We start from the raw sequence: 21,149 nt of genomic DNA on the forward strand, positions 1-21,149 counted from the left end.
GGCTGAAGCAGCTACGAGCTTTCGGTCAAGCGCTTGTACGCGAGCAGGTGGCGCATCGCTTGTCCGCGTTGACCAAGTTGATCGAGCAGTCGGCCAAGATTGAAATGGGCGTCGGCGAAGTCGGGATCCAACTCGAGGGCGCGATGGTAGTGCGCCGTCGCCGCGGCGCTGTCTTGTTGGTCTTCCAACGCGAGGGCGAGATCGTAGTGAGCGACCGGATCGTCGGGAACGCGCTTGAGGGCCTCTTGATACAAGCGCATCGCTTCCGCCGGATCACCGCCTTCGTGCACCAGGCGGCCAAGGTTGATGTAAGCGTCGCCGAGGTCCGGATCGATCTCCAGTGCGCGGCGATACGATGTTGCGGCGGCCGCAACGTCGACTTGCTCGAGCGCCAGCGCGCGGTCAAACCATCCGCTCGCGGCTTTGGTGTGATCCGGCACCGCCGCGTCGGTGGCGCGCCGGCGGGCCGGCACCTTCACGATCACACCGGTCTTGCGCGCCAGCTCGCCGACATCGAAGGTGAACACCGCTTGCCCGCTATCCGGCTGCCACGCGCTGCGACCCTCGCGCACCACCACGCTACGACCATCGGCGTAAATCCGCACGCCGGAGAGCGGCCGATCGGGCGGCAACTGCCGCGACAGCTCGCGCAACGCGCGCTTCACGCGCCGCAGCGGCACCTCCGCCCGCAACAAGCCCTGCGCCGCCCGCAGCAGCACCAAGTCTTGAAACGAGAAATCGAACGCGCGGCCGCGGCGTCCGGGCTGACACAACCCGGCCCGCACCAACGCGCGCACACGCACGGCGGGCACGCGCAGAATGCGCGCGACATCGGCGGTACGAAGACTTTGCGATGATGCCGGACGCCCCGGCACAAGTGACGGCGGTTGGCTCCTGCTCCCTACCATCCCTGCCTTGGACTGCCTTGGACTGCCGTGGACTGCCGTGGACTGACAGGCACCCCGCCAGTGTAACCTACTTGGCCTTCGCCGCAGTCTTGCGCGCGACCGATACCAGACCCTTGGCGCGCGACGGCTTGCGGGTCTCTGCGCTCGCGGCCACGGGCGCCCGCGCGCGCTGCTTGAGATCGAGACTGGCCTTCAACGCTTCCATCAGATCGATGATCTGTGCGCGTGGTGCATGCGCCGGCGCCATCACGACTTCCTGGCCGGCGACCTTGCGCTCGATCACATCGAGCGCCTTCTTGCGATAGCTGTCCTCGTACTTCTCCGGCTGGAAGGACGGCGCGGCCAACCGTTCGATCAATTGGATCGCCAGATCGATCTCGCCGGGCTTGAGCGTGACCGCCTCGCCGCGATCGATCTCGACAAAGCTCGAGACCTCGTCAGCGTACGACAGCGCGTGCAACAGCAATCCGCCTTGGGCCTGACGCAGCAATACCAGTTGCTGCTTGCCGCGGGTCGAGAACTTGCCGATCGCCCCCTGCCCGGCCTTCGCCATCGCCTCGCACAGGAGGCGGTACGCCTTGTGGCCACCTTTGTCGGGTCCAAGCAGATACGCCTTCTCGAAGTAGATCGGGTCAACTTCGCTGATCGGCACGAACTCTTCGATCTCGATAGACTGATCACTCTGCTCGTCGAGGGCTTTGAGTTCCTCGTCGGTCAGAATCGCGTACTGGTCCTTGGCGTACTCGTAACCCTTGACCATGGCGCTGCGCTCGACCACCTCGCTACAGGTGGCGCATACGTACTGTTGCCGCAGGCGCGACTTGTCGGTGGCGTGCAACAGATTGAACGACAGGCTCTTCGACCGGGTCGCCGTGAAGAGCTTCACCGGCACCGAAACCAACCCGAAGGTGATCGTTCCAGAGGCGATTGCGCGGGCAGCCATGCTAGTCTCCTCCTTGCAACACTTTACAAACCCGAAGCCGGCGAACCATAACATTGATCCTGTGCCAGTGCGAGTTCTTTCGACCGCGACGATTGCCTCAGCTGGGATGATGCCGCATGGCTAGTCGTTCACTTGACCAGTATCGCCATAAGCGTGACCCCGCCCGCACACCGGAGCCGTTCGGCGCTGTACGACCCACCCCATCGTCAAACGGTGCGCACCGCTTCGTGATCCAACAACACGCGGCCCGCCGCTTGCACTGGGACTTCCGCCTCGAGATCGCCGGCGTGCTGGTGAGCTGGGCTGTACCACGCGGACCCTCGGTCGATCCGCAACAGAAGCGGCTCGCCGTCCAAACCGAAGACCATCCGCTCGAGTACGGCGACTTCGAGGGCCTGATTCCAGCCGGCAACTACGGCGCCGGCGCGGTGATCGTGTGGGACTGCGGCCCGTACCAATCGTTCGACGGGGTCGCGCCCGCTGACGCGCTAGCACGCGGCAAGCTCGATCTGGAATTGTTCGGACACAAATTGCGCGGCCGCTGGGCGCTGGTGCGGACCAAGGGCAGCGATGGCAAGCAATGGCTGTTGTTCAAGAAGGCCGACGCGGCGGCGCACGCGGTGGAACCGGTCGCCGCCCAGCCAGCGTCGGTATTCTCAGGGCTCACGGTCGATGAGCTGCAGCGCGGCGTATCGCGCACCGCGGAGTTGGCCGAGCAGGCGCAGTCGGCTGGTGGTGTGCGGCGTTCGCTGTCGACAACCGCACTCTCGCCGATGCTCGGCGAAACCGCCGCGACGCCATTTGCGCGCGCGGGTTGGATCTTCGAACTGAAGCACGACGGCGTGCGTGTGCTCGCGGTGCGCGACGGTGCCAGCGTACGGCTGCTGTCGCGTACGCGGCGCGATACCAGCGGCAGCTTCCCCGAGATCGCGCACGCGATCGCCCGGCTACCGTGCGACGCGTTCGTGCTCGACGGCGAGATCGTCACCCTTGACGAACGCGGCGTCAGTTCGTTCGAGCGCCTGCAACAGCGCCTCGGGCAGACCAACGTACGCGCGGTTGCCCGCGCGTCGATCGAGGTGCCCGTCGTCCTCTACAGCTTCGATCTGCTCAGCGTCGCCGGCTTCGACGTACGCAGCCTGCCGCTGTTAACGCGCAAAGCGCTGCTGCGCCGGCTCGTGCCGCAAGCCGGCGTGGTGCGCTTCTCCGATCACATCGAACGCGACGGCGTTGAGCTGTTCGGTGTCGCCAGCTCCCACGCGGCCGAGGGCATCGTTGGCAAACGCGCCGACTCGCCCTACGCCAGTGGCCGTCGCTCGCGCGATTGGCTCAAGATCAAAGCGCTCAAGACCGCCGACCTGGCCATCGTCGGCTATCTGCGCGGCAAGGGTTCGCGAAAGGATCTCGGCGCGCTGATGCTGGCGTGGTACGTCGATGGGCAGTTGCAGTACGCCGGCAACGTCGGCAGCGGGTTCGCTGCGCGCACGCTCGATGCGTTGCGCGAACAGCTCGACGCGGCAGTGCGGCCGACCGCGCCCTGTGCCGACGTCCCGCGTGAGTTCGCCAAGCTCGCGGTGTTCGTCGAGCCGGCGCTGGTTGCTGAAGTGCGATTCAGCGAAGTGACCGACCGCGGCTACTTGCGTCAGCCGGTGTTCCTGCGGATGCGCGACGACAAGCGCATCGCCGACTGTGACGCTCCGCCGCGGCGCCGGCCGACTGTGGAGCGCACGCCGGCAGCGCCGGCACCCGCTGCACCTGAACTGCGACTCAGCAATCTCAACAAGATTTTCTGGCCCGCCGACGGTTACACCAAAGGCGACCTACTCGCGTACTACGAAGCCATCTGGCCGCAGCTCGCGCCGTATCTACGAGATCGTCCGGTCGTGCTCACGCGCTATCCCGACGGCATCGACGGCAAGAGTTTCTTCCAAAAGAACGCGCCCGAGTTCACCCCCGATTGGGTGACGACGTCGCGCATCGAAGACACCGACTACTTCATCTGCAACGACCGCGACACGCTGCTGTACGTGATCAACTCCGGCTGCATCCCGCTGCACATGTGGAGTGCGCGCACAACCTCGATCGATCGCCCCGACTGGACCATTCTCGATCTCGATCCCAAGGGTGCGCCGTTCGCGCACGTTGTCACCGTCGCCAAGCAGATCCATGCGTTGCTCGCGCCGCTCGAGGTGCCGCACTTCGTCAAGACTTCCGGACAAGACGGGCTGCACGTGCTGATCCCACTCGGCGCCGCGCTCACGCACAAAGACGCGACCACCTTCGCCGAGTTGATCGCGCGGATCATCGCGCACAAGCTGCCCGACATCGCCACCGTCGCCCGTCCCCTCGGCGAACGTGGCGGCAAAGTCTACGTCGATTTTCTCCAAAACGGTCTCGGAAAGACCATCGCCGGTCCGTTCTCGGTGCGTCCGCGTCCAGGGGCGCCGGTGTCAACACCGATCGAATGGCGGGAGGTGACGACTCGTCTCGACCCGTTGCGGTTCACGATCAAGACCGTGCCGGCGCGCTTCGCGAAGCGTGCCGACCCGATGTCCGCTGTGCTGGATACGCGCGTCGATGTCGCTGCCGTGCTGGCCACACTCGCAGAAGTGATTGAACAGCCGGCCCGGAAGAAGCGTACAACGGATTGAACGGATTTCACGGATTGGAAACATGCACTGCGACAACGGAAGGATTCGACAACGGAAGGATTCGCGGCTTGACAGCGGTCGAGCGGATCTGAGACAGTCGCAGCTCAGTTCTCGGCCACGTGCTGAAGGGGCGCACGAATCGACACCCGCGGCAGGGAGCGGCACGATTCTTTGGAGGCTATATGCAACCACGAATCTGGGCGCTGAGCGTCGTCACATTGTTGCTCAGTAGCATTGCCGGAGCGCAAGTCCCGACCCCGACTCCGGTCAACAGCAACCAAGCGGTGACGAGTTTTGCGCAGAGTACCGGGAATCCCTGCACGGGCGGCCGCGGCACCACCGGCTGCGGCGGGTGCTACCCGGGACCAATTCCTCCCGACTCGAGCGTTGATCCGATCGGGGCGGCACTGGCTCAGCTACCGCTGATCAACCCGGAGTGGGCGCCACTTGGTCCCATGATTCCCGGCGTCGATGCCTCTCTACCTCCAGACGCTGTGCCGGTTCGAGTCACCGGCACAGTGATCGACGGCCATCCCTCCGGCCAAGATTTCCCGGCGACTCACGTGGCCGGCGATTTCGTTGCTGACATCGTACCCGACGCTGCCGACAGTGGTCGGCTTGCCACCGGCAATCCATCGGTCATCGGAATGGAGTGGGAGCGTGGCGCGCTTCCGCAGTTTGCGTGGGCGGGCGAAGGCGATCGCATCATCACGGTCGGGCGGTGGATCTTCGACTGCGGTCACGCGGACCCACAGCCGCTCGGAACCTGCAGCAATGACGGCGCTCGATTATGCATCGTCGACAGCGATTGCGTCAGCCCCGGCACCTGCACCAACCCGACGCCGAATTTCACCTACGAAGCCGAGATCCATCCGCCTCAGACAGTGGTGATGCTTCGCAACAAGAGCCTGCCGGCGCCGCATGCCGGCCGAACGGCACCGGCGATTCCCGCCACCCGTGCAGACGTCTACATCAGCGCCAACGGCGGCGGCGCGGGTGATCGATGCACCGTGACCCATTTGGAAAACCCGATCGACATCCTCTTCAGCAAGGATTGCTTCAAGAACCACTGCTCGGTAACCACCGGTCGGTCATGCAAAGTCGATCGAGACTGTGCCGTCCATGAAACCTGCATCGTCCTCGACCCCGCCGCCCGTCTCGCGAACATCAATGCCGCAAACTTCGAGTTCGACCTGCCGCTCCCGCCACCGCCCGCCGGGTCGGCGACGCTGCAGATCAAGACCAAGGACTTCAAACCGCTGGGTGGTCTGATGCCCAAAGCCACCTTCCAACCGACTCCGGGACCGACGCCAAATCTCCACGTGATCGTGCCGATGGCGGCACCGCTGGCGAACGGCAAGCTACCGAACGTGTTCGCTCAGTCGATCAGTGCCGGATGGAAGGAAGACACAACCTCCCTGACTCACGTGCAGGTCAAGTTAGCCAACCTCATCATCAACAATCCACTCAAGGACAGCACGCCAGCGATCCCCAAGAAGTGCACCAACCCTGCCGGTGGATTCTTCGATCAGAGCTGCGCCAAGGACACGGAGTGCCCTGGAGGCTTCTGCGGCACAACCGGCAACACCTGCTACACGGACAAGAGTTGCCCCAAGACCGACTTCTGCCAATCGGCGTCTCGCTGCGTCGGCAGCTTCGTGCCCGGCTGGGAGATGTGGGGAGAAGTCAACGGCGACTGGGTCCAATTCAAGCGACTCGATACGATCGGTGCTAAGGCGCCGTTCCTAGCGCCGCCATATCGAAAACCGAGTCCTCTGCCGGCGAAGATTGTCCAAGCGTACAAGTTTGATGAATTCGTTCCGCCCGACGGCTCAATCCACATCAAGCTACACGGGCACAGTCTCAACTGCTTGGACAGCCAGTTCGGAAAGAACATCAAAGAAGGCCTCAATCAGTTCGGCCTGACCGTTGGTGGGACGTGTCTGCTGGCTGGGAGCAAGAGCCCAGGAGAGATTGATGTCACCCACAACGGACCTGGCTTCGGCGTCACGACGCCGGCGGGAAAGCCTCAGACGTTCAGCGTCACCTCGACTGGGGGCGACGCAGGTACGTGTGCACTCACTGCGACAAAACTCTGCATGACTGACGCCGACTGTCCGGGAAGTTGCTCAGTGACCGGCGGCCCGTGCCGCACCGACACCGCCTGTCGCCACTGTTCGCTCGCGGCGTCGAAGTTCTGTGCCGCCGATAGTGACTGCGCGTCACCGCAGACCTGCGTCAGCGGCGCAGAGACGTGCACCGGGGTGGATAGCTGCAACGTTACCGGAGGCGCCTTTACATTGGAATACACGCTCGCCATCATCCCGTAGAGTGGAACGACAGCGCGAGCCGAGCGCGGACGTCCAACTAGCGCAGCGCCAGCACTAGCCCGAGCTGTCCGAGATGATAGGTCGCGATGATCGCGACGCGTGCCCACGACAGCTTCTGGACGAATCGATCCCACGCGATGATGCCGTCGGAGGCGAAGAACAGCAGCGCGCCGATGCCAGCCAGTAGCGAGCCCGAGGCGATCGCCGACGCCACCATAAGGCTGATGACCGCGGTGTACACGCCCACGGCGGGACGCAACGCCTCCGGACTCACTGCGCGCATGATCCGGCGGATGAGCGGCGACGCGGCCGCCACGACGACCAGCCACCAGAGCACACGCGGGGTGCTTGCTACGTTGAAGTCGGCGATGTACGCCACGTGCGCGAGCAGAAACGAGCCTAGGCCCGCGGCAAATAGATCCACCGGTAGCATCAGAAACACGTCGCCCAGCAGCGACAGCACGAGCGCCGTCAGCAACGCCACCGAACAGTGCGCGCCGGTCGCCGCATAAATCAGCAATGCCCCCAAAGCAGCCGGTTTGGTGACGTACTCGAGCATACGCGACTCTTGGCTGACGGCAATCCAGTCTGCGATGGCGAGTCCAAGGAAGGCGAGCAGCGACAGTATTGCCATAGGTTCTCCTCAATCCTTTCTCATCGGCATAAGTCGGCGCTCATGACGGTTTCACTTCTCTTCCGGATCCGGCGGCTGCCACTCGAACGCCAAGCTGTGTTTCTTCGAGCTGTTGCATGCCTTGCATGCCGGTACAAGGTTGCCCTTGTTGGATCGACCGCCGCGGACCAGCGGCACCAGATGATCCATCGTCAGCTCGCGCGGCAGGAACTGCTTCTCGCAGTAGTGGCAGCGCCCGATTGCGATGCGCCGTTTCCACCATGGCGACTGGCGCACCTCGCGTGCCTTGGCGCGCTCGCGCCGGATCTGTTCTTCGCTGACGTCGCTGATAAACGGTTCGCTCACGTACGCTCAATCCTTACTTTGGTAAGCTCGCTGGCGGCTCGGCGTTACTCACGTCGCCGGTGAGCGCGTCGAGAAACGCGACGAGGTCGGTCACTTCGCTGGCCGTGAGGCCGAGCGGCTTGATCTCCTTAGACAGCCACGGGTTCTTCACGCCGCCGCGGTTGTAGAACTCGACCACTTGCGTGAGCGTGGCTTCCGATCCGTCGTGCATGTACGGCGCGGTCTGCGCGATGTTGCGCAGCGTCGGCGTCTTGAACGCACCCTTCTCGCTCTCAGCCTTCGAGATCTCGAAGCGCCCAAGATCCGGTTTCGGTGTCTCCATCCCGACTCCGAGGTTGTGGTAGCTCTCGTCGCTAAAATTGAAACCGGCGTGGCAGACCTTGCAGTTCGCTTTCCCGTTGAACAGTGACATCCCCCGCACCGCCGCCGCACTCAGTGCGTCCTTGTCGCCAGCGCCGTAGCGATCGAACGGGCTGTTACCCGTCACCACCGTCCGTTCGTACGACGCGATCGCCTGCGCGATACGTGGCATGGTGACTTCCTTCGAGCCGAACGCTTTCTCGAACAACGGCGCGTAACCCTTTACCGCTTGCACGCGCTTGACCACTTCCTGGTGATTCGGCATCGCCATTTCGACGGGATTGACGAGCGGACCGTGCGCCTGCTCTTCGAGATCGGCCGCGCGCCCGTCCCAAAACTGTTCCTTCGAGAACACGCGATTCAGCACCGTCGGGCTGTTACGTCCGCCGAGTTTGCCCCCGAGGCCCTTCGATGTCGGCGCCGGATCGGTGAAGCCGTGGTACGGATTGTGGCACGACGCGCACGCAATCGTGTTGTCCTTCGACAGCCGCGGATCAAAGTACAGCAGCTGGCCGAGGGCAACCTTGTCGACGCTGATCGGGTTGGCGTCGGGAATGTAGGCCGCGCTCGCTTGCAAACCCAGCGGCAGTGCGAGCGTGAAGCTGCCGCTGGTGAGCGTTTCGCGCGCCGGCTTGGCGGCGGACACTGGAGCCGCCATGTCGGCGGCGAAGGCCATGGTTGGCGTGAGTAGCATCACGAACAACAACAATCGCATCGAACGCATCGGTCTCCTCTGGAAGCCAGGTGTTACTGGAAGAACGGGTTGAGGGCTAGTGGTTGATAGCTGGTTCTCGCGTGCTCGCTCCAAAAAGATACAAGAGCATCCACGCGACGGCCGGCATCGCTGCCGCCAACATGAACGTTGGGCGGTGGCCGGCATGCTCGGCGACGCTGCCGAACAGGAAAGCACTGCCGGTCACGCCCAGATTGAAGGCGCCGTTGAACAGCGCCTGCACACGTCCGAGGTGCTCGTCGGCGGTGAGGTCGACGATGAAGGCGTGCAGCGTGGGATAGTTCACACCTTGCGCCGCGCCGAAGAGCAATCCGGTAGCGACCAGCGCCGGGATGCTGTGAACGAAGGCGAGTGCCAAGATGGAAGTCGCGAGCACAAGCAACGTCGGCAGGATCACCGCGCGCCGGCCGAGCGAGTCGGACAGACCGGCACCGATCAACCGCGTGAGAATCGCTGTGGTCGTATACGCACCATAGAAGAATCCGACCCGCCCAAAACCTTCGCCGCGAACGAAGGTCGGAATGAAGGTCATCACCGTTCCAAATCCCATCCCCGACAACGCAACGGTGCCCACCAACACCCACTGCAACGTGTCAACGCGCCATGGGGCTGGTGTGGACGTCGCGTGCGTCGTGCGAATCGCCGGCAAGCGCGTCGCCAACGCCGCCGATACCGCGGAGCACGATGCCGCGATGATGAACAGGGTATGGAACCCGCCGCGTTGTACGATTTCTTCGCCGATCGCCGGCGCGATCGCGTGGGTGACGATCGTCGACAACCCGAACAGTCCCAACGCTTGCGCCCGTTGGGTGCGCGGTGCCAGCTCGGCCGCCATCGTGGTCGATGCCGTGAATGCCGCGGCGAAACTTACGCCCTGACACAGACGCAGGATGAACATCCACGGACCGACCGAATCGACCCACACGAAGCTGAACGAGGCCGCGCTCATGCCGATGGCACCCGCAACGAGAAACGGCCGGCGACCAACGCGATCGACCGCGCTGCCGATCAACGGCAGCACCAGCAGCGACGCGAGTCCGTTGGTGCCCATAACAGCGCCCACCATCGCCTCGCTGCCGCCCAGCGCCTTGATGTGCAGCGGCAACAGAAAGAACGACGCGAAGTTCAGAAAGAAACAAAAGTTCGCGAGCGTGACGAGCAGGAAGGGACCAGCGAGAAGTGCAGGCATCAGGGGAAACCGCCCTCGGTTATACCGAGGGGCGGGGCTCGAACAAGCTGCACGAGCATCTCGCAGCGGCGCAGAGGCGAAGCTCCGCGAGAACCGCAGGCAAGAGGATCAGCGTCTCACGACTCAGCGCGCCGCTCCAACTCCACCGTCTCGCGCAATGCTTCGAGGTACGATCGATTACGCCAGCCGAGCTCGCTCGTGGCGCGGCTGTGATCGAACCCCTGCTTGACAGGCACCGGCAACGGAAGAGTGCACCACGGCGCCTTGCCACCCGCTTCCTTCCACGCCTGCAGGAAGTCCGAGATGGGGTGATCATCGCCGGTCGTGTTGTACGCCTTACCGTTTGAGTCCGGGTGTTCGAGGGCGAGCGCAATCGCCTCGGCCACGTCGCCCGCATACACCAACGGCATGTGCAGCATCACCGGGAAGACCGAGACCGGCAGGGACAGCAACCATTTGATCGCGGCCATGAAATTGGGATCGAACGCACCGTAGATCGCGCACGGGCGGACCGTCGTGAGTTGCAGTCCAAGTTCGCCCGCGAGACGCCACGCGAGTTGCTCGGAGAGCGCCTTGGAGATCGCATAGGCGGTGATCGGATTCGGGCGATTCGCTTCCGAGAGCTGCGGGTGATCTTCGTCCATGCGCGCGCCCGAGCGCGACGCGTACACCGCGACCGACGACACGTGGACCACGCGCTTCACGTGCGAGTCGGCAACCGCTTCGAACACATTGCGCGTGCCCTGAATGTTGATGCGTTGATGGTCTTCCCAATTGCGGCGGCTCAAGCTCGCCAAGCGCCGCACTGAGAACAGCGCGGCATTCGAGACCACCGCATCAGCACCGGCAAAGCCCGTCGCGAGGTGGTCGCGCTCGGCCAAATCGGCCTTGCGCAATTCGACACCACGCCGCTTGAGTTCCGGTACCCGGTCCGGATTGCGCACCACTCCGATCACGTGCGCACCGCGTTTCAGCAACACATCGACAATGTAGCGCCCGAGAAAACCGGTCGCGCCGGTGACAGCGACGTTCTTGCCTTTGAGATCCATCTAAGCCCCGCTCACTTCAGTTCCCGCAATGCACGCTTGTCGACTTTGAACATAGGCGTCAGCGGCAACTCGGGCAACACCGTCAGGCGGTCAGGACGTTTGAAGCTCGCCAGTTCCTTGCCAACGAACTCGCGCAGCTCAGCGAGCGTTGGCGCCGCGTTCAGGTTGCGCGCCACCACAAACGCGCAGCCGATTTCACCAAAGACATCGTCGGGCACGCCGATCACCGCAGCGCGCGCGATCTTCGGATGCTTCGCGAGCAGGTTTTCGATCTCGGCGGGATACACGTTGTAGCCACCGCGAATGAACATCTCGCTCTGCCGGCCGCGCAGGCGGAGATAGCCCAGCTCATCGAGGACACCGATGTCGCCCGTATGTATCCATCCTTCGGCATCGATCACCTTCGCTGTTTGCTCGGGGTCGCGCCAGTAGCCGCGCATCGTAGCCGGCGAGCGCATCACGACTTCGCCGGGTTGGCTGGGCGGCAGCGGCTGGTTCTCGCCATCAACGATGCGCAATTCGACGCCGGCCGTCGCTTTGCCGACTGTGGTTGACAAAATTTCCGGCGGATCACCCGGCACCGATGCGGTCGCGATGCCAACCTCAGTGGACGAATAGCGAACGCTCACGGCGGCGTGCAGCGTGTCCTGCACGCGCCGGATCAATTCGGGCGACGACGGCGCGCCGCCAATCAGGATCGAGTTGAGCGACGAGAGATCGCGCTTTGGCCGATCGGGATGATCGAGCAGCATGATGATTTGCGTCGGAATGCCGCCGAGGTGGGTCAGGCGCTCGCGCTCGATGATTTCCAGCACGGCGGCGGGATCGAAGGCGTCATGAACGATCGCAGTGCCGAGGTGGCCGATCTGCAACGCGATGCGCGCCATCGTCCCGATGTGCGCGAACGAGAGCCCGGCCGCGAGATGTTTCTGAAACGGCGGCGTGCCGCTGGCGTAGCGGCGCGTGTCGATTTCAGCCAACGCAATCAAATTGCGATGCGTGTACCACGCGCCCTTGGGAACACCGGTCGTGCCGCTCGTAAACACAATCGCGACCGGATCATCAGGCTGAGCTTCCCTTCCCTCTCCCTCTGGGAGGGGGTCAGGCTGAGGGCAAAGATCGGTGACCACATTCTGAGTACTAGCGCGTAACTCGTTCGCGCCGACCCAGACTATTTCCTTCAGTTCGGGCAACTCGCCTCGTTGGGATTCGACCGCCACGCGAAAGTCCGCGTCATGCCACGCGTCGACAGCGAGCAGCAGCTTCGCGCCGGAGCGCCGCAGAATGTGGCCGATCTCGCTGCGTCGATAGCGCGCGTTGATGCCGGTCGTCACCGCGCCGAGTCGCGCCGCGGCGAGATAGGCGACCAGATACAGCGGCGTCGACGGCAACAGCAGGGCGACGACATCTCCATATCTGATCCCACGCGCCGCGAACGCGGCAGCGGTACGATCCGCAAGCGTCTCCCAGTCGCGATACGTCAGGCGTTCGCTGCGATAGCGAAACGCTTCCGCAGCCGGCGCCTCATGCGCCGCCGCGCGCAGCAACCCCGAGATCGTCGGCGCTGTCAGCATGGCGAGGGAGTAGCATGAGCAACGGCCGGCCCGCCAGTAAGGAAGCCGCGCAAGTTGGGCAGCCAGGGACCGTTGCCCCCAACCCGGAATGAGAATCGCTCAAGAACCATCATGGCGCGCTGGAGCTACGCCCGCGGGTGTCGTAATAGAAACCCGCTATGAGCGACGCCATCGACCACGACCTCTTCAAGCGCATCCAAGACAAGGTAGCCATTGTCGGCATCGGGCATCTGCCGTTTGCCAAAGACATCGGGCGGCCGATCGCCGACACTGCGGTCGAAGCGATTCAGCTCGCGCTCGCCGATGCGGGGCTGCAGAACGAAGACGTCGACGGCATGTGCATGTTGGAGATGGAGGCGACGCACGAAGTGTCGATCGCGCGGCGTCTGGGGGTCGACGGACTGAAATGGTGGTCGAAGATCTCCTACGGCGGTGGCGCATCGAGCGCGACGGTGATGCACGCGGCGGCAGCGGTCGCGTCGGGATTGGCTACCACCGTCGTCTGCCATCGCGCCCGCAATCGCGGTGCCCGCACGTCGCGGCCGTGGTCGCAGGAGCGCGAGTTGGTCAAGGACGACAAGGCCCTCCACGTACCGTGGGGCTTGATCCGCCCGGTCGACGTCATCGGCATGTGGGCGCATCGCCACATGTATGAGTTCGGCACCAAGCGCGAACACTTCGGCAACGTCGCCATCGCCGCGCGCAAGCATGCGCACAACAATCCGTACGCGATGATGAAGGGCCGGCCGCTCGACATGGAGACGTACCTCAACGCGCGCGTGATCGGCTATCCGCTGCATCTCTACGATTGCTGCCTCGAAACCGACGGCGCGCTCGCCTGCATCGTCACGTCGATCGACCGCGCCCGCGGCCTCAAGCAGAAACCCGTGCTGGTCCACTCGGTGGCGCAAGCGTCTGGGCCGAACCCGGTGCACCTCGCGAACTACAACAACACGCCGACGATGGAGACGACGGGGAAATTCTGCGCCGATCTGCTGTGGCAGCGGTCCCAGCTCAAGCCGAAGGATCTACAATGCGCGCAGATCTACGACGCCTTCACGCCGCTAGTGGTCGGCGGGTTGGAGGACTACGGCTTCTGCAAGCGCGGCGAAGGCGGACCGTTCACCGAAAACGGTCGCATCGAAATCGGCGGCGAGCTGCCGGTGCTCACCTCCGGCGGTGGCTTGTCGGAAGCGTACGTGCACGGGTTCAATCTCATTCTCGAAGGCGTGCGCCAGATTCGCGGCACGTCGACCAACCAAGTGCCGAACTGCAACGCGACGCTGGTCACCGGCGCGTCGGGCGTGGCGACCAGTGCGGTCGTCTTGCGCGGAGAGTGAATCATGCGCGCCAAGTTCATCACCGAGCGCCCGCAGCATCCCGACTATCCGTTGCCCGACGTCGACGACCCGATCATGCGCCCGTTTTGGGACGGCGCGCGTGACGGCAAGCTGATCATGCAACGTGATCGCGTCACTGGACAGGTGCACTGGCCGCTCAAGCCGGCGTATTGGAAGGGCGGCGAGCGACTCGAATACTTTGAAGCCAGTGGCCGCGGCGAGGTCTACACCTACGTCGTCGGCTACGAACCGTTTCTGCCCGCCTTCAAGCATCTCCTCCCGCTCGTCATGGTCGTGGTGCTGCTCGACGAAGGCCCGCGCATCGTCGGCTACATGGTGAACTGCACCCCTGAAGAAATGCGCTTCGGAATGCGCGTGCGAGTGGTGTTCAAGCGGCTTACCGATGGCGTCACCTTGCCGGTGTGGGAACCGGACCGATGAGCACCTTGCCGCGAACGGGATCGCTTTCCGTCTTCTTCGTAGGGACGACGCATGCGTCGCCCTCCGGTCGGATCTACCGCCGTTGCCTGTCGGAGGGCGACGCATGCGTCGCCCCTACAGAAAGACGAGGTCAGATCACGGAATGACCGCAACCTCCCGCGCGATCGCCTGCTTCACCTTCGACAACATGGCGGAGGCCGCCGATGTCGGCGCGGGAGTGTTGGACGGCGCGCGTCCGACCGGCGGCGATCCATCGCTCGCGATTGGCTATCCAAAACTGTTCGCGCTGCTCGAACGCCACGGCATCAGGGCCTCGTTCTTCATCGAAGGCTGGAACGGCGAGCATCATCCCGACGCGGTCGCCGAGATTGTCCGTCGCGGGCACGAACTCGGCATGCACGGCTGGACGCACGAGTCATGGGCGCAACTCGAGCCGGCGCAAGAGCAACAACTCGCACTACGCGCGACCGCGGCGCTGGAACACGCGGCCGGGGTTCGTCCGATTGGTTTTCGCGCGCCCGGCGGCGCGCGCAGCGAACACACTGAATCGATCCTGCGCGATCTCGGCTACGGCTACGACGCGAGTCTCGGCGACGGCATGCGCGCAACGATGTTGCCGTCAGGGTTGGCGCAGGTGCCGTTCGCGTGGACTGGTGTCGATGGTTTCTACTACCTGCGCCCGGAGCCGGTTGATCCGGTTCTCGTTCGTGATCGTTGGCTGCACGCGTTGAATGACACAGCAGCACACGGCGGATTGTTTCTCACCATCTGCCACGCCTTCATCACGGGTGTAGCCGAAGCACGACTGGCGGCGCTCGGTGCGGTGATGAGTGCGGCACGGGCCGATGAACGCATCACGATTCTAACCGCGGGCGAGATCGCACAGCGCCTGCGAGAGGCGGCCAAAGCGAATCATCGGAGCGCGCCCAATCAGGTTCCCTCTCCCTCTGGGAGAGGGTCAGGGTGAGGGGAGACATGCAACGCCCATGCTCAATTGCCCTCACCCTAGCCCTCTCCCAGAGGGAGAGGGGAAAGAAGTAAGTATGCAGCTTGAGCGTCATCCGTGGAACCGCTCGTTCACCTGGCAATCGCGGCGCTCGACTTTGCGGCGGGTCACCGACCAGCAGGCGCGCGACTACGACGAGCACGGTTTCTTCGTGCTCGAAGACGCCTTCGATCCCGCCACGGTGCGCGACGTCCTCAACGCGATCGATCCGCTCGATCAGCAGACGCTCGAGTTCTTGCGCACGCAGGAGGGCGAGCGCTTTCTGATCTCCGACGCCAAGACGATCACGTTCACGCCACATTTGGTGCTGCGCTCGCCGCTGTTGCGAGCGTTCTGTGCGGGCCCGGTGTTCCAGGACCTCGTGCACGATCTCATCGGCGACGACGTGCGCCTCTATTGGGATCAGGCGGTGTACAAGCGGCCGGAGCAGCCCAAGCCGTTCCCCTGGCATCAAGACAACGGCTACACCTACATCGAGCCGCAGCAGTACCTCACCTGTTGGGTGGCGCTCACCGACACGACCGAGCGGCACGGTTGCCCGTGGGTCGTGCCGGGAGTGCATCGCATGGGCACGCTGAAGCATTGGTGGACGGATCTCGGCTTCCAATGTCTCGACGATCCCCCAGGCGCGGTGGCGGTGCCGGCGCGTGCCGGCAGCATCGTGGTGTTCTCGTCACTGACGCCACACCTCACCGGTCCGAATCTGACCAACGAGGTGCGCAAAACCTACATCGTGCAATTCGCCCCCGACGGCGCGCGCGCCTCCCGCGGCAATCCCGACGACGCCCCCGATCTCGAAGCGCAGAATCACCCCGAGCGTCAGTTCCTGATTCTGCGCGACGGCAAGGGTATCAGGTTGTGAGCCGGGGAGTTCGTTTGCCTTGCAGCAATCTTGTTGTAAAGGGAAGTCTGAGCACTTAAGGACGATATGCAGCGGAGACTCGCAATGTTTGGCAATTCGGTTCCGCAGCCCAATTGTGGTTGAGCAGATCGCCTATGCGCATTTGTTTTTGGAACGTTGCCCGCAAGCCCGTAAGCGATCTGCTGGCCGGGCTCTGCGAAGAATACGACCTCGACATTCTCATTCTCGCCGAATCGACAATTCCGCTCGCTCGCTTGATTTTGGCTTTGAATCGCGGACATCGGCGACTGTACTACGCTGACGCATCTCCAGGGTTGTCAGATCGCCTGACTATCGTGTTTAGACTTTCGAGACACTCGATGGAAACCATTGCCGACGACTTCGCTATCGCGGTTCGACACGTACGGCCTCCCCTCCGGCAGAGCTTTCTGCTCGTGGCGCTTCACCTGCCAAGCCAACTCTACAGGACGCCAGACGACTTGGCGCACGAGTGCCCGCGGATCGCTCGTCTAATCGCCGATCGCGAGCAACGTGTCGGCCATCGGCGCACCGTCGTGATCGGCGATTTCAACATGGACCCTTTCGATCATGGGATGGTCGGATCGGGAGGTCTGCACGCCGTTAGTGACCGGCGGGTTACACAGAGAGGCGAAAGAATTGTAAGCGGCGAAGTCGTACCTTTTTTCTACAATCCGATGTGGTCCAAGCTTGGTGACGCTGGCCCACACCCCCCCGGCACCTACTATTACGATAGCAGCACGCCTATCAATTTGTATTGGCACGTATTCGATCAGGTACTCCTGCGACCAGCATTATGCGAGGAGTTCGATCCGCGCTCCGTCCAAGTAGTCACCCGAGTCGATGGCACCGATCTGCTGGCAGGCGCACGCCGTCGGCCCAATCAAGCAGTTTCAGATCACTTGCCTCTTGTAGTCGATATCCCGTTAGCTGAGGAGTTTACCGATGGCTGATGACAGTTTGTGGGGAGATTTGAGCACCATCGAGCGACCCCGTACTCCAAAGTCGATCCTTCGTCAGCAGGCTGAGCTTCTTAACGCTGCGACCGGGGGCGTCATCCTCGCTGAGGTGGTAGACTCAAGCACTAGCTACCAGCTCGAATCAACGCTCGTAATTGTTGCTCCTGCCCTGAACGACTATCGCTACACGCTTGTGAGTGTTCGTCACAAGATCGATCTCTATCCATGTGAAGTGCGTATTCCTGATCCCTACCAGTTGATCGAATGTGAAGACGAAGCACGGTTTGTAGCGGCACTCAAAAGCGTTCTCGGGGCGCCGCGAACCCGGCAGATCATTTCTGCACTCTTGGCACAAAGCGAGGCATCTTGAGAGCACATCGGCGCGGGAATTACCTAACTGGCGCGAGCGGACTCCCCTGAAGCGCAGCCGCTTGGCGCAAGGCCGTTGGCCACACATGATACGAACAACCTCGTGTTGCCCTCGAACGGCGCCCGACAGTATACTGCGCCCGTCATGAAGCTCGCGCAGACCGCATTCCGCTCCGAGGACGTTTTCACGCAACGCGAGTTTCGCCGCTGGCTCGGCGATCTGCCGCCGTCCAACATCAACCACTACGAGCTGCTCGACGGGAGGATCGTGATGACGCCTCCGGCCGGATGGACCCATGGAAGCATAGGCAATCGCATCGGCGTTCGCATCGGTCAGCATGTCCAAGAGCAGAGGTTGGGCATCGTCTTCGATTCGAGCGCCGGATACGAACTGCCGTCGGGCGATACGCTGGAGCCGGACGTGTCGTTCGTGTCGACCAAGCGCTTTGCGACGCAACCGCCGCGGACGCCGAATCAGTTCTTGCGCATGGCTCCGACGTTGGTCATCGAGATTCTCTCTCCGTCGACCGCCCGGCGCGACCAGACCGAAAAGAAGGATATCTACGCACGCAACGGCGTCGACGAGTACTGGATCGTCGATCCGGCCAAGAAGATCGTGACGGTCTTTCACCTGACACGACGTCGATACGGCGCGGGACGTTCGTTCAAGACCGGCCGAATTCGCTCGCGCGTGCTCCCACAGGTCGATCTCAGCGCCGAGGACGTATTCTCACTCTAACCTCTTGTAGTGCGGGTCTCGTGCGATGATGGTGGTGCCGGCGTCCACGCCTGCACGGCGGACGGGACGCCCACCGCTACCGAAGAGGGGCAGTGTTGCGGGAGGAGGTATTCGTGATGACGCTCGAATCGCGCATCGATGCGCTCACGCAGCGTGTCCAAGCACTCGAAGACGAGCTGGCGATTCATCGCTTGATCGTCGGTTACGGGCTCGCGGTCGACATCGGCGACGCGGAGCGCAGCGCCGCCGTGTTCTCACCCGATGGTATCTACGACGTCGATGTCGGACTGATGGAGGGGCGCGACGCGGTCAAAGCGATGATCCGCGGTGAGCGGCATCAATCGATGGTCGGGCACTGCGCGCATCAAATCGGTCCGGCCATTGTCGAGGTCAGCGGTGAGCGCGCGACGGCGACAGGTTACTCGCGTGTGTATCTCAACACCCGCGCCGGCACCCACATCTATCGCGTGAGCTTCAATCGTTGGGAGTTGAGCAAACAGAACGGGGCGTGGCTGATCACTCGCCGCGTCACGCGGCTGCTTGGCACCGATGACGCCAAACAGGTGTTCCGCGACGCGCTCGATCACGCTTGATCGGTGCTGGCAACGCGAGCATCGACCCATCCCTTCACCATCGTTGCCAACAGAATCAGCGCGCCGCCGCCGAGCGACCACGCGCCCGGCCGCTCGCCTTGGATCAACCATGCCCACAGCGGATTGAGCAACGGTTCGAGCAACAACAGCAGCGACGCTTCGAGTGCCGGCACGTGACGGATCGCGCTGGCCATGAAGAGGTACGCGAGACCGATCTGGAACACGCCCAGGTAACCGACGACCATCCAATCGGCCGCCGTGCTGTGCACGATCGGCAGCGCCCACGGCAGGCAGGCGACGCACGCGATCGCGTTGCCGGCGACGATGGTGGGCATCTCCGACCCCGCATGCTCGGCGCGCGCGAGCCAGCGGAAACCGAGCACCGTGAACGCCCAGCTCACTCCACTCAATGTCGCGACGACGTTGCCCGCGAGCGGATGCGGCGCCGTGGCGGACGACGGCTCGATGCCGATGAAAAACATGGCCAGCCCGAGCGCCACCGCGATCATGTAGAACACGTCGCGCGCGCGCATGTGCTCGCCCAGCAATCGCGGACCGAGCAGGACGATGTAGAGCGGCGCGGCCGACTGCAGGAAGATCGAGTTCGCCGCCGTGGTGAGTTTGTTCGCGGTCACGAACAGAATCATCGTCGCTGCGTAGGCGGCGCCGACGGCGAGAATGCGCGGCGTCCAGCGCTGGCGCGCGCCGGGCAGAAAGATCAACACGGCCACCGCCGCCACTACCGAGCGAAACGCGGTGACCTGCCAGCTCGTCAGCGTACAAGCTTTGATCGCCGCGCCGCCGGTGGAGAACAACGCGGCCGCGGCGAGCAACTGCACGCGTGACCACGCGTGCGGGGCCGGTGCTGTGACGGCGCGGTTCACCGCGCCCGTTCACGCGCCGGCAGCGTGATTCCGTACACTCGCGCCGCGTTGGTGGCGAGGATCTTGTCGCGCGACGCCGGCGCGATGTTCGCCATCGATGCGAGCGTCTTGGTCACCGCGCCTGGGAAGTGCGCATCGGGGTGCGGATAGTCCGACGCCCACACCACGCACTCGTCACTGACGTGGTGCACCACCGCATCGACGATCTCGTCCGACGGCTCGGTGGAAATCACGCACTGGCGCTTGAAGTACTCCGACGGTTTCAGGCGCAGCAGCGGGAAGAATTTTTCCCAGGTGTCGAAGTGCGAGTCGAGCCGTTCGAGCCAGTAGGGTAACCAGCCCGAGCCCGATTCGAGGAACGCGAAGCGCAAACTCGGATGGCGATCCATCACGCCGGTCATGATCAAGCCCGCGCAGGCGGCCATCTGTTCGAACGGATGCGACAGCACGTGCAGCAAGGCGGGATTCTCGAAGCGATCGCGCCCGAGCGTCGGCAACGAATCGGAGAGGCCTTCGTGCACCGCAATCGGCACGCCCAGCGACGCGGCGCATTCCCAGAAACGGTCGTACGCCGGGTGGTGGATCGGACGCCCCGCGTGCGGATTGGGGCGAAAGAAGGCGCCGCGGAATCCGAGTTGCTCGGTGGCGCGTGTCAGCTCGCGAATCGACTCGTCGATATCGTGCAAGGGCAGCAGCGCCACGCCAACCAGTCGATCCGGAGCAGCGCGACAGTAGTCGGCCAGCCAATTGTTGTACGCGCGGCAGAGCGCGGCCATCAGCGGCACGTCGTTCAGCTCGGGTATGTAGAATCCAATCGACGGATACAGCACGGCGATGTCGATGCCCTCGCTGTCCATGTCGCGCAGGCGTGCCTGCGGATCCCAGCCGCCGGCTTGAAACGTCTTGCCTTCCAGCTTGTACTCGGGTCCGAAGGTCAGGAGCATCGCGTGCCGCATGATGATGCGGTCGTCGATCACCTGGCAGGGATGGCCGCGCTCATCGAGGGCGGGACGCGGCGCGCGCGCTCGATAGGCCGGCTCGACGTACTCGGCCCACATCGAGGTGGGTTCGACGATGTGACCGTCGGCGTCAATAACGAAGGGGCGGGGCGTATTACTCATTGGCGCCTCCCGGATTTTACGCTTCGCAAGAAGCTCTCTCTGTCTCGGGGAGAAGGTCGGGATCAGGATGAGGGTGTAGAAGCATCAGCGATGTCTTCATT

At 63.5% G+C, this 21,149-nt stretch carries 20 protein-coding genes; 10 read left to right on the forward strand and 10 right to left on the reverse strand.

The genetic code is table 11. The features are described 5' to 3' along the window. Positions 1 to 11: 11 nt before the first annotated feature. Entirely contained in the window at positions 12 to 812 is an 801-nt protein-coding gene (locus HYR72_06945; GenBank protein ID MBI1814695.1) for a tetratricopeptide repeat protein, read from the reverse strand. A gap of 163 nt (positions 813 to 975) precedes the next feature. Next, positions 976 to 1,851: a Ku protein gene (locus HYR72_06950; protein MBI1814696.1), complete on the reverse strand. Its 876-nt coding sequence runs from the start codon at positions 1,849 to 1,851 to the stop codon at positions 976 to 978. 116 nt (positions 1,852 to 1,967) lie between these two features. On the opposite strand from HYR72_06950, the gene ligD reads away from it, so the two are divergent. Beyond that, the gene (gene ligD / locus HYR72_06955) at positions 1,968 to 4,502 is read left to right on the forward strand and encodes a DNA ligase D (protein ID MBI1814697.1); all 2,535 of its coding nucleotides are present in this window, start codon (positions 1,968 to 1,970) and stop codon (positions 4,500 to 4,502) included. Positions 4,503 to 4,684: 182 nt separating this feature from the next. Further along, positions 4,685 to 6,832, forward strand: a complete 2,148-nt coding sequence (locus tag HYR72_06960) for a hypothetical protein (GenBank protein ID MBI1814698.1) — start codon at positions 4,685 to 4,687, stop codon at positions 6,830 to 6,832. A gap of 37 nt (positions 6,833 to 6,869) precedes the next feature. On the opposite strand, the gene HYR72_06965 is transcribed toward HYR72_06960, so the two are convergent. From HYR72_06965 to HYR72_06990, 6 genes are all read right to left on the reverse strand, one after another. Continuing rightward, complete coding sequence (locus HYR72_06965) at positions 6,870 to 7,466, reverse strand: lysoplasmalogenase (protein ID MBI1814699.1); 597 nt, start codon at positions 7,464 to 7,466, stop codon at positions 6,870 to 6,872. A gap of 51 nt (positions 7,467 to 7,517) precedes the next feature. Further along, complete coding sequence (locus HYR72_06970) at positions 7,518 to 7,811, reverse strand: HNH endonuclease (protein MBI1814700.1); 294 nt, start codon at positions 7,809 to 7,811, stop codon at positions 7,518 to 7,520. Positions 7,812 to 7,824: 13 nt separating this feature from the next. Next, complete coding sequence (locus tag HYR72_06975; GenBank protein MBI1814701.1) at positions 7,825 to 8,865, reverse strand: c-type cytochrome; 1,041 nt, start codon at positions 8,863 to 8,865, stop codon at positions 7,825 to 7,827. A gap of 76 nt (positions 8,866 to 8,941) precedes the next feature. Then, the gene (locus HYR72_06980; GenBank protein MBI1814702.1) at positions 8,942 to 10,093 is read right to left on the reverse strand and encodes an MFS transporter; all 1,152 of its coding nucleotides are present in this window, start codon (positions 10,091 to 10,093) and stop codon (positions 8,942 to 8,944) included. 116 nt (positions 10,094 to 10,209) lie between these two features. After that, a complete protein-coding gene (locus HYR72_06985) occupies positions 10,210 to 11,142 on the reverse strand; it encodes an NAD(P)-dependent oxidoreductase (GenBank protein MBI1814703.1) in 933 nt (310 codons plus the stop codon). An 11-nt stretch (positions 11,143 to 11,153) separates the two neighbouring features. Then, the gene (locus HYR72_06990) at positions 11,154 to 12,716 is read right to left on the reverse strand and encodes an acyl--CoA ligase (GenBank protein ID MBI1814704.1); all 1,563 of its coding nucleotides are present in this window, start codon (positions 12,714 to 12,716) and stop codon (positions 11,154 to 11,156) included. Positions 12,717 to 12,874: 158 nt separating this feature from the next. Between HYR72_06990 and HYR72_06995 the strand changes: the two genes are divergently transcribed. The 8 genes from HYR72_06995 to HYR72_07030 all read left to right on the forward strand — a co-directional run bounded on the left by HYR72_06995 (position 12,875) and on the right by HYR72_07030 (position 19,043). Beyond that, on the forward strand, positions 12,875 to 14,056 hold the full coding sequence (locus HYR72_06995; GenBank protein ID MBI1814705.1) for a lipid-transfer protein: 1,182 nt from the start codon (positions 12,875 to 12,877) through the stop codon (positions 14,054 to 14,056). 3 nt (positions 14,057 to 14,059) lie between these two features. After that, a complete protein-coding gene (locus HYR72_07000; GenBank protein ID MBI1814706.1) occupies positions 14,060 to 14,497 on the forward strand; it encodes an OB-fold domain-containing protein in 438 nt (145 codons plus the stop codon). 142 nt (positions 14,498 to 14,639) lie between these two features. After that, positions 14,640 to 15,464, forward strand: coding sequence for a polysaccharide deacetylase family protein (locus HYR72_07005; GenBank protein ID MBI1814707.1), 825 nt, complete (start codon positions 14,640 to 14,642; stop codon positions 15,462 to 15,464). Between the two features lie 76 nt (positions 15,465 to 15,540). Continuing rightward, positions 15,541 to 16,365: a phytanoyl-CoA dioxygenase family protein gene (locus tag HYR72_07010; GenBank protein MBI1814708.1), complete on the forward strand. Its 825-nt coding sequence runs from the start codon at positions 15,541 to 15,543 to the stop codon at positions 16,363 to 16,365. Between the two features lie 134 nt (positions 16,366 to 16,499). After that, positions 16,500 to 17,336, forward strand: coding sequence for an endonuclease/exonuclease/phosphatase family protein (locus HYR72_07015; protein ID MBI1814709.1), 837 nt, complete (start codon positions 16,500 to 16,502; stop codon positions 17,334 to 17,336). Beyond that, on the forward strand, positions 17,329 to 17,712 hold the full coding sequence (locus HYR72_07020; GenBank protein MBI1814710.1) for a hypothetical protein: 384 nt from the start codon (positions 17,329 to 17,331) through the stop codon (positions 17,710 to 17,712). Before HYR72_07015 ends, HYR72_07020 begins: the two co-directional genes overlap by 8 nt. Before the next feature lie 144 nt (positions 17,713 to 17,856). Then, positions 17,857 to 18,450 (forward strand): Uma2 family endonuclease, encoded by a 594-nt coding sequence (locus tag HYR72_07025; GenBank protein ID MBI1814711.1) that lies wholly within the window; start codon positions 17,857 to 17,859, stop codon positions 18,448 to 18,450. 116 nt (positions 18,451 to 18,566) lie between these two features. Next, complete coding sequence (locus HYR72_07030; GenBank protein ID MBI1814712.1) at positions 18,567 to 19,043, forward strand: nuclear transport factor 2 family protein; 477 nt, start codon at positions 18,567 to 18,569, stop codon at positions 19,041 to 19,043. Here HYR72_07030 and HYR72_07035 read toward each other — a convergent pair. Both HYR72_07035 and HYR72_07040 read right to left on the reverse strand, forming a co-directional pair. Beyond that, positions 19,034 to 19,927, reverse strand: a complete 894-nt coding sequence (locus HYR72_07035; GenBank protein ID MBI1814713.1) for an EamA family transporter — start codon at positions 19,925 to 19,927, stop codon at positions 19,034 to 19,036. The two genes, HYR72_07030 and HYR72_07035, sit on opposite strands and share 10 nt — an antisense overlap. Beyond that, positions 19,924 to 21,048: an amidohydrolase gene (locus tag HYR72_07040; protein ID MBI1814714.1), complete on the reverse strand. Its 1,125-nt coding sequence runs from the start codon at positions 21,046 to 21,048 to the stop codon at positions 19,924 to 19,926. Before HYR72_07040 ends, HYR72_07035 begins: the two co-directional genes overlap by 4 nt. Positions 21,049 to 21,149: the final 101 nt, after the last annotated feature.

It is taken from the genome of Deltaproteobacteria bacterium, from assembly GCA_016178705.1.
In the GTDB taxonomy this organism is placed as follows: Bacteria; Desulfobacterota; Binatia; order HRBIN30; family JACQVA1; genus JACOST01.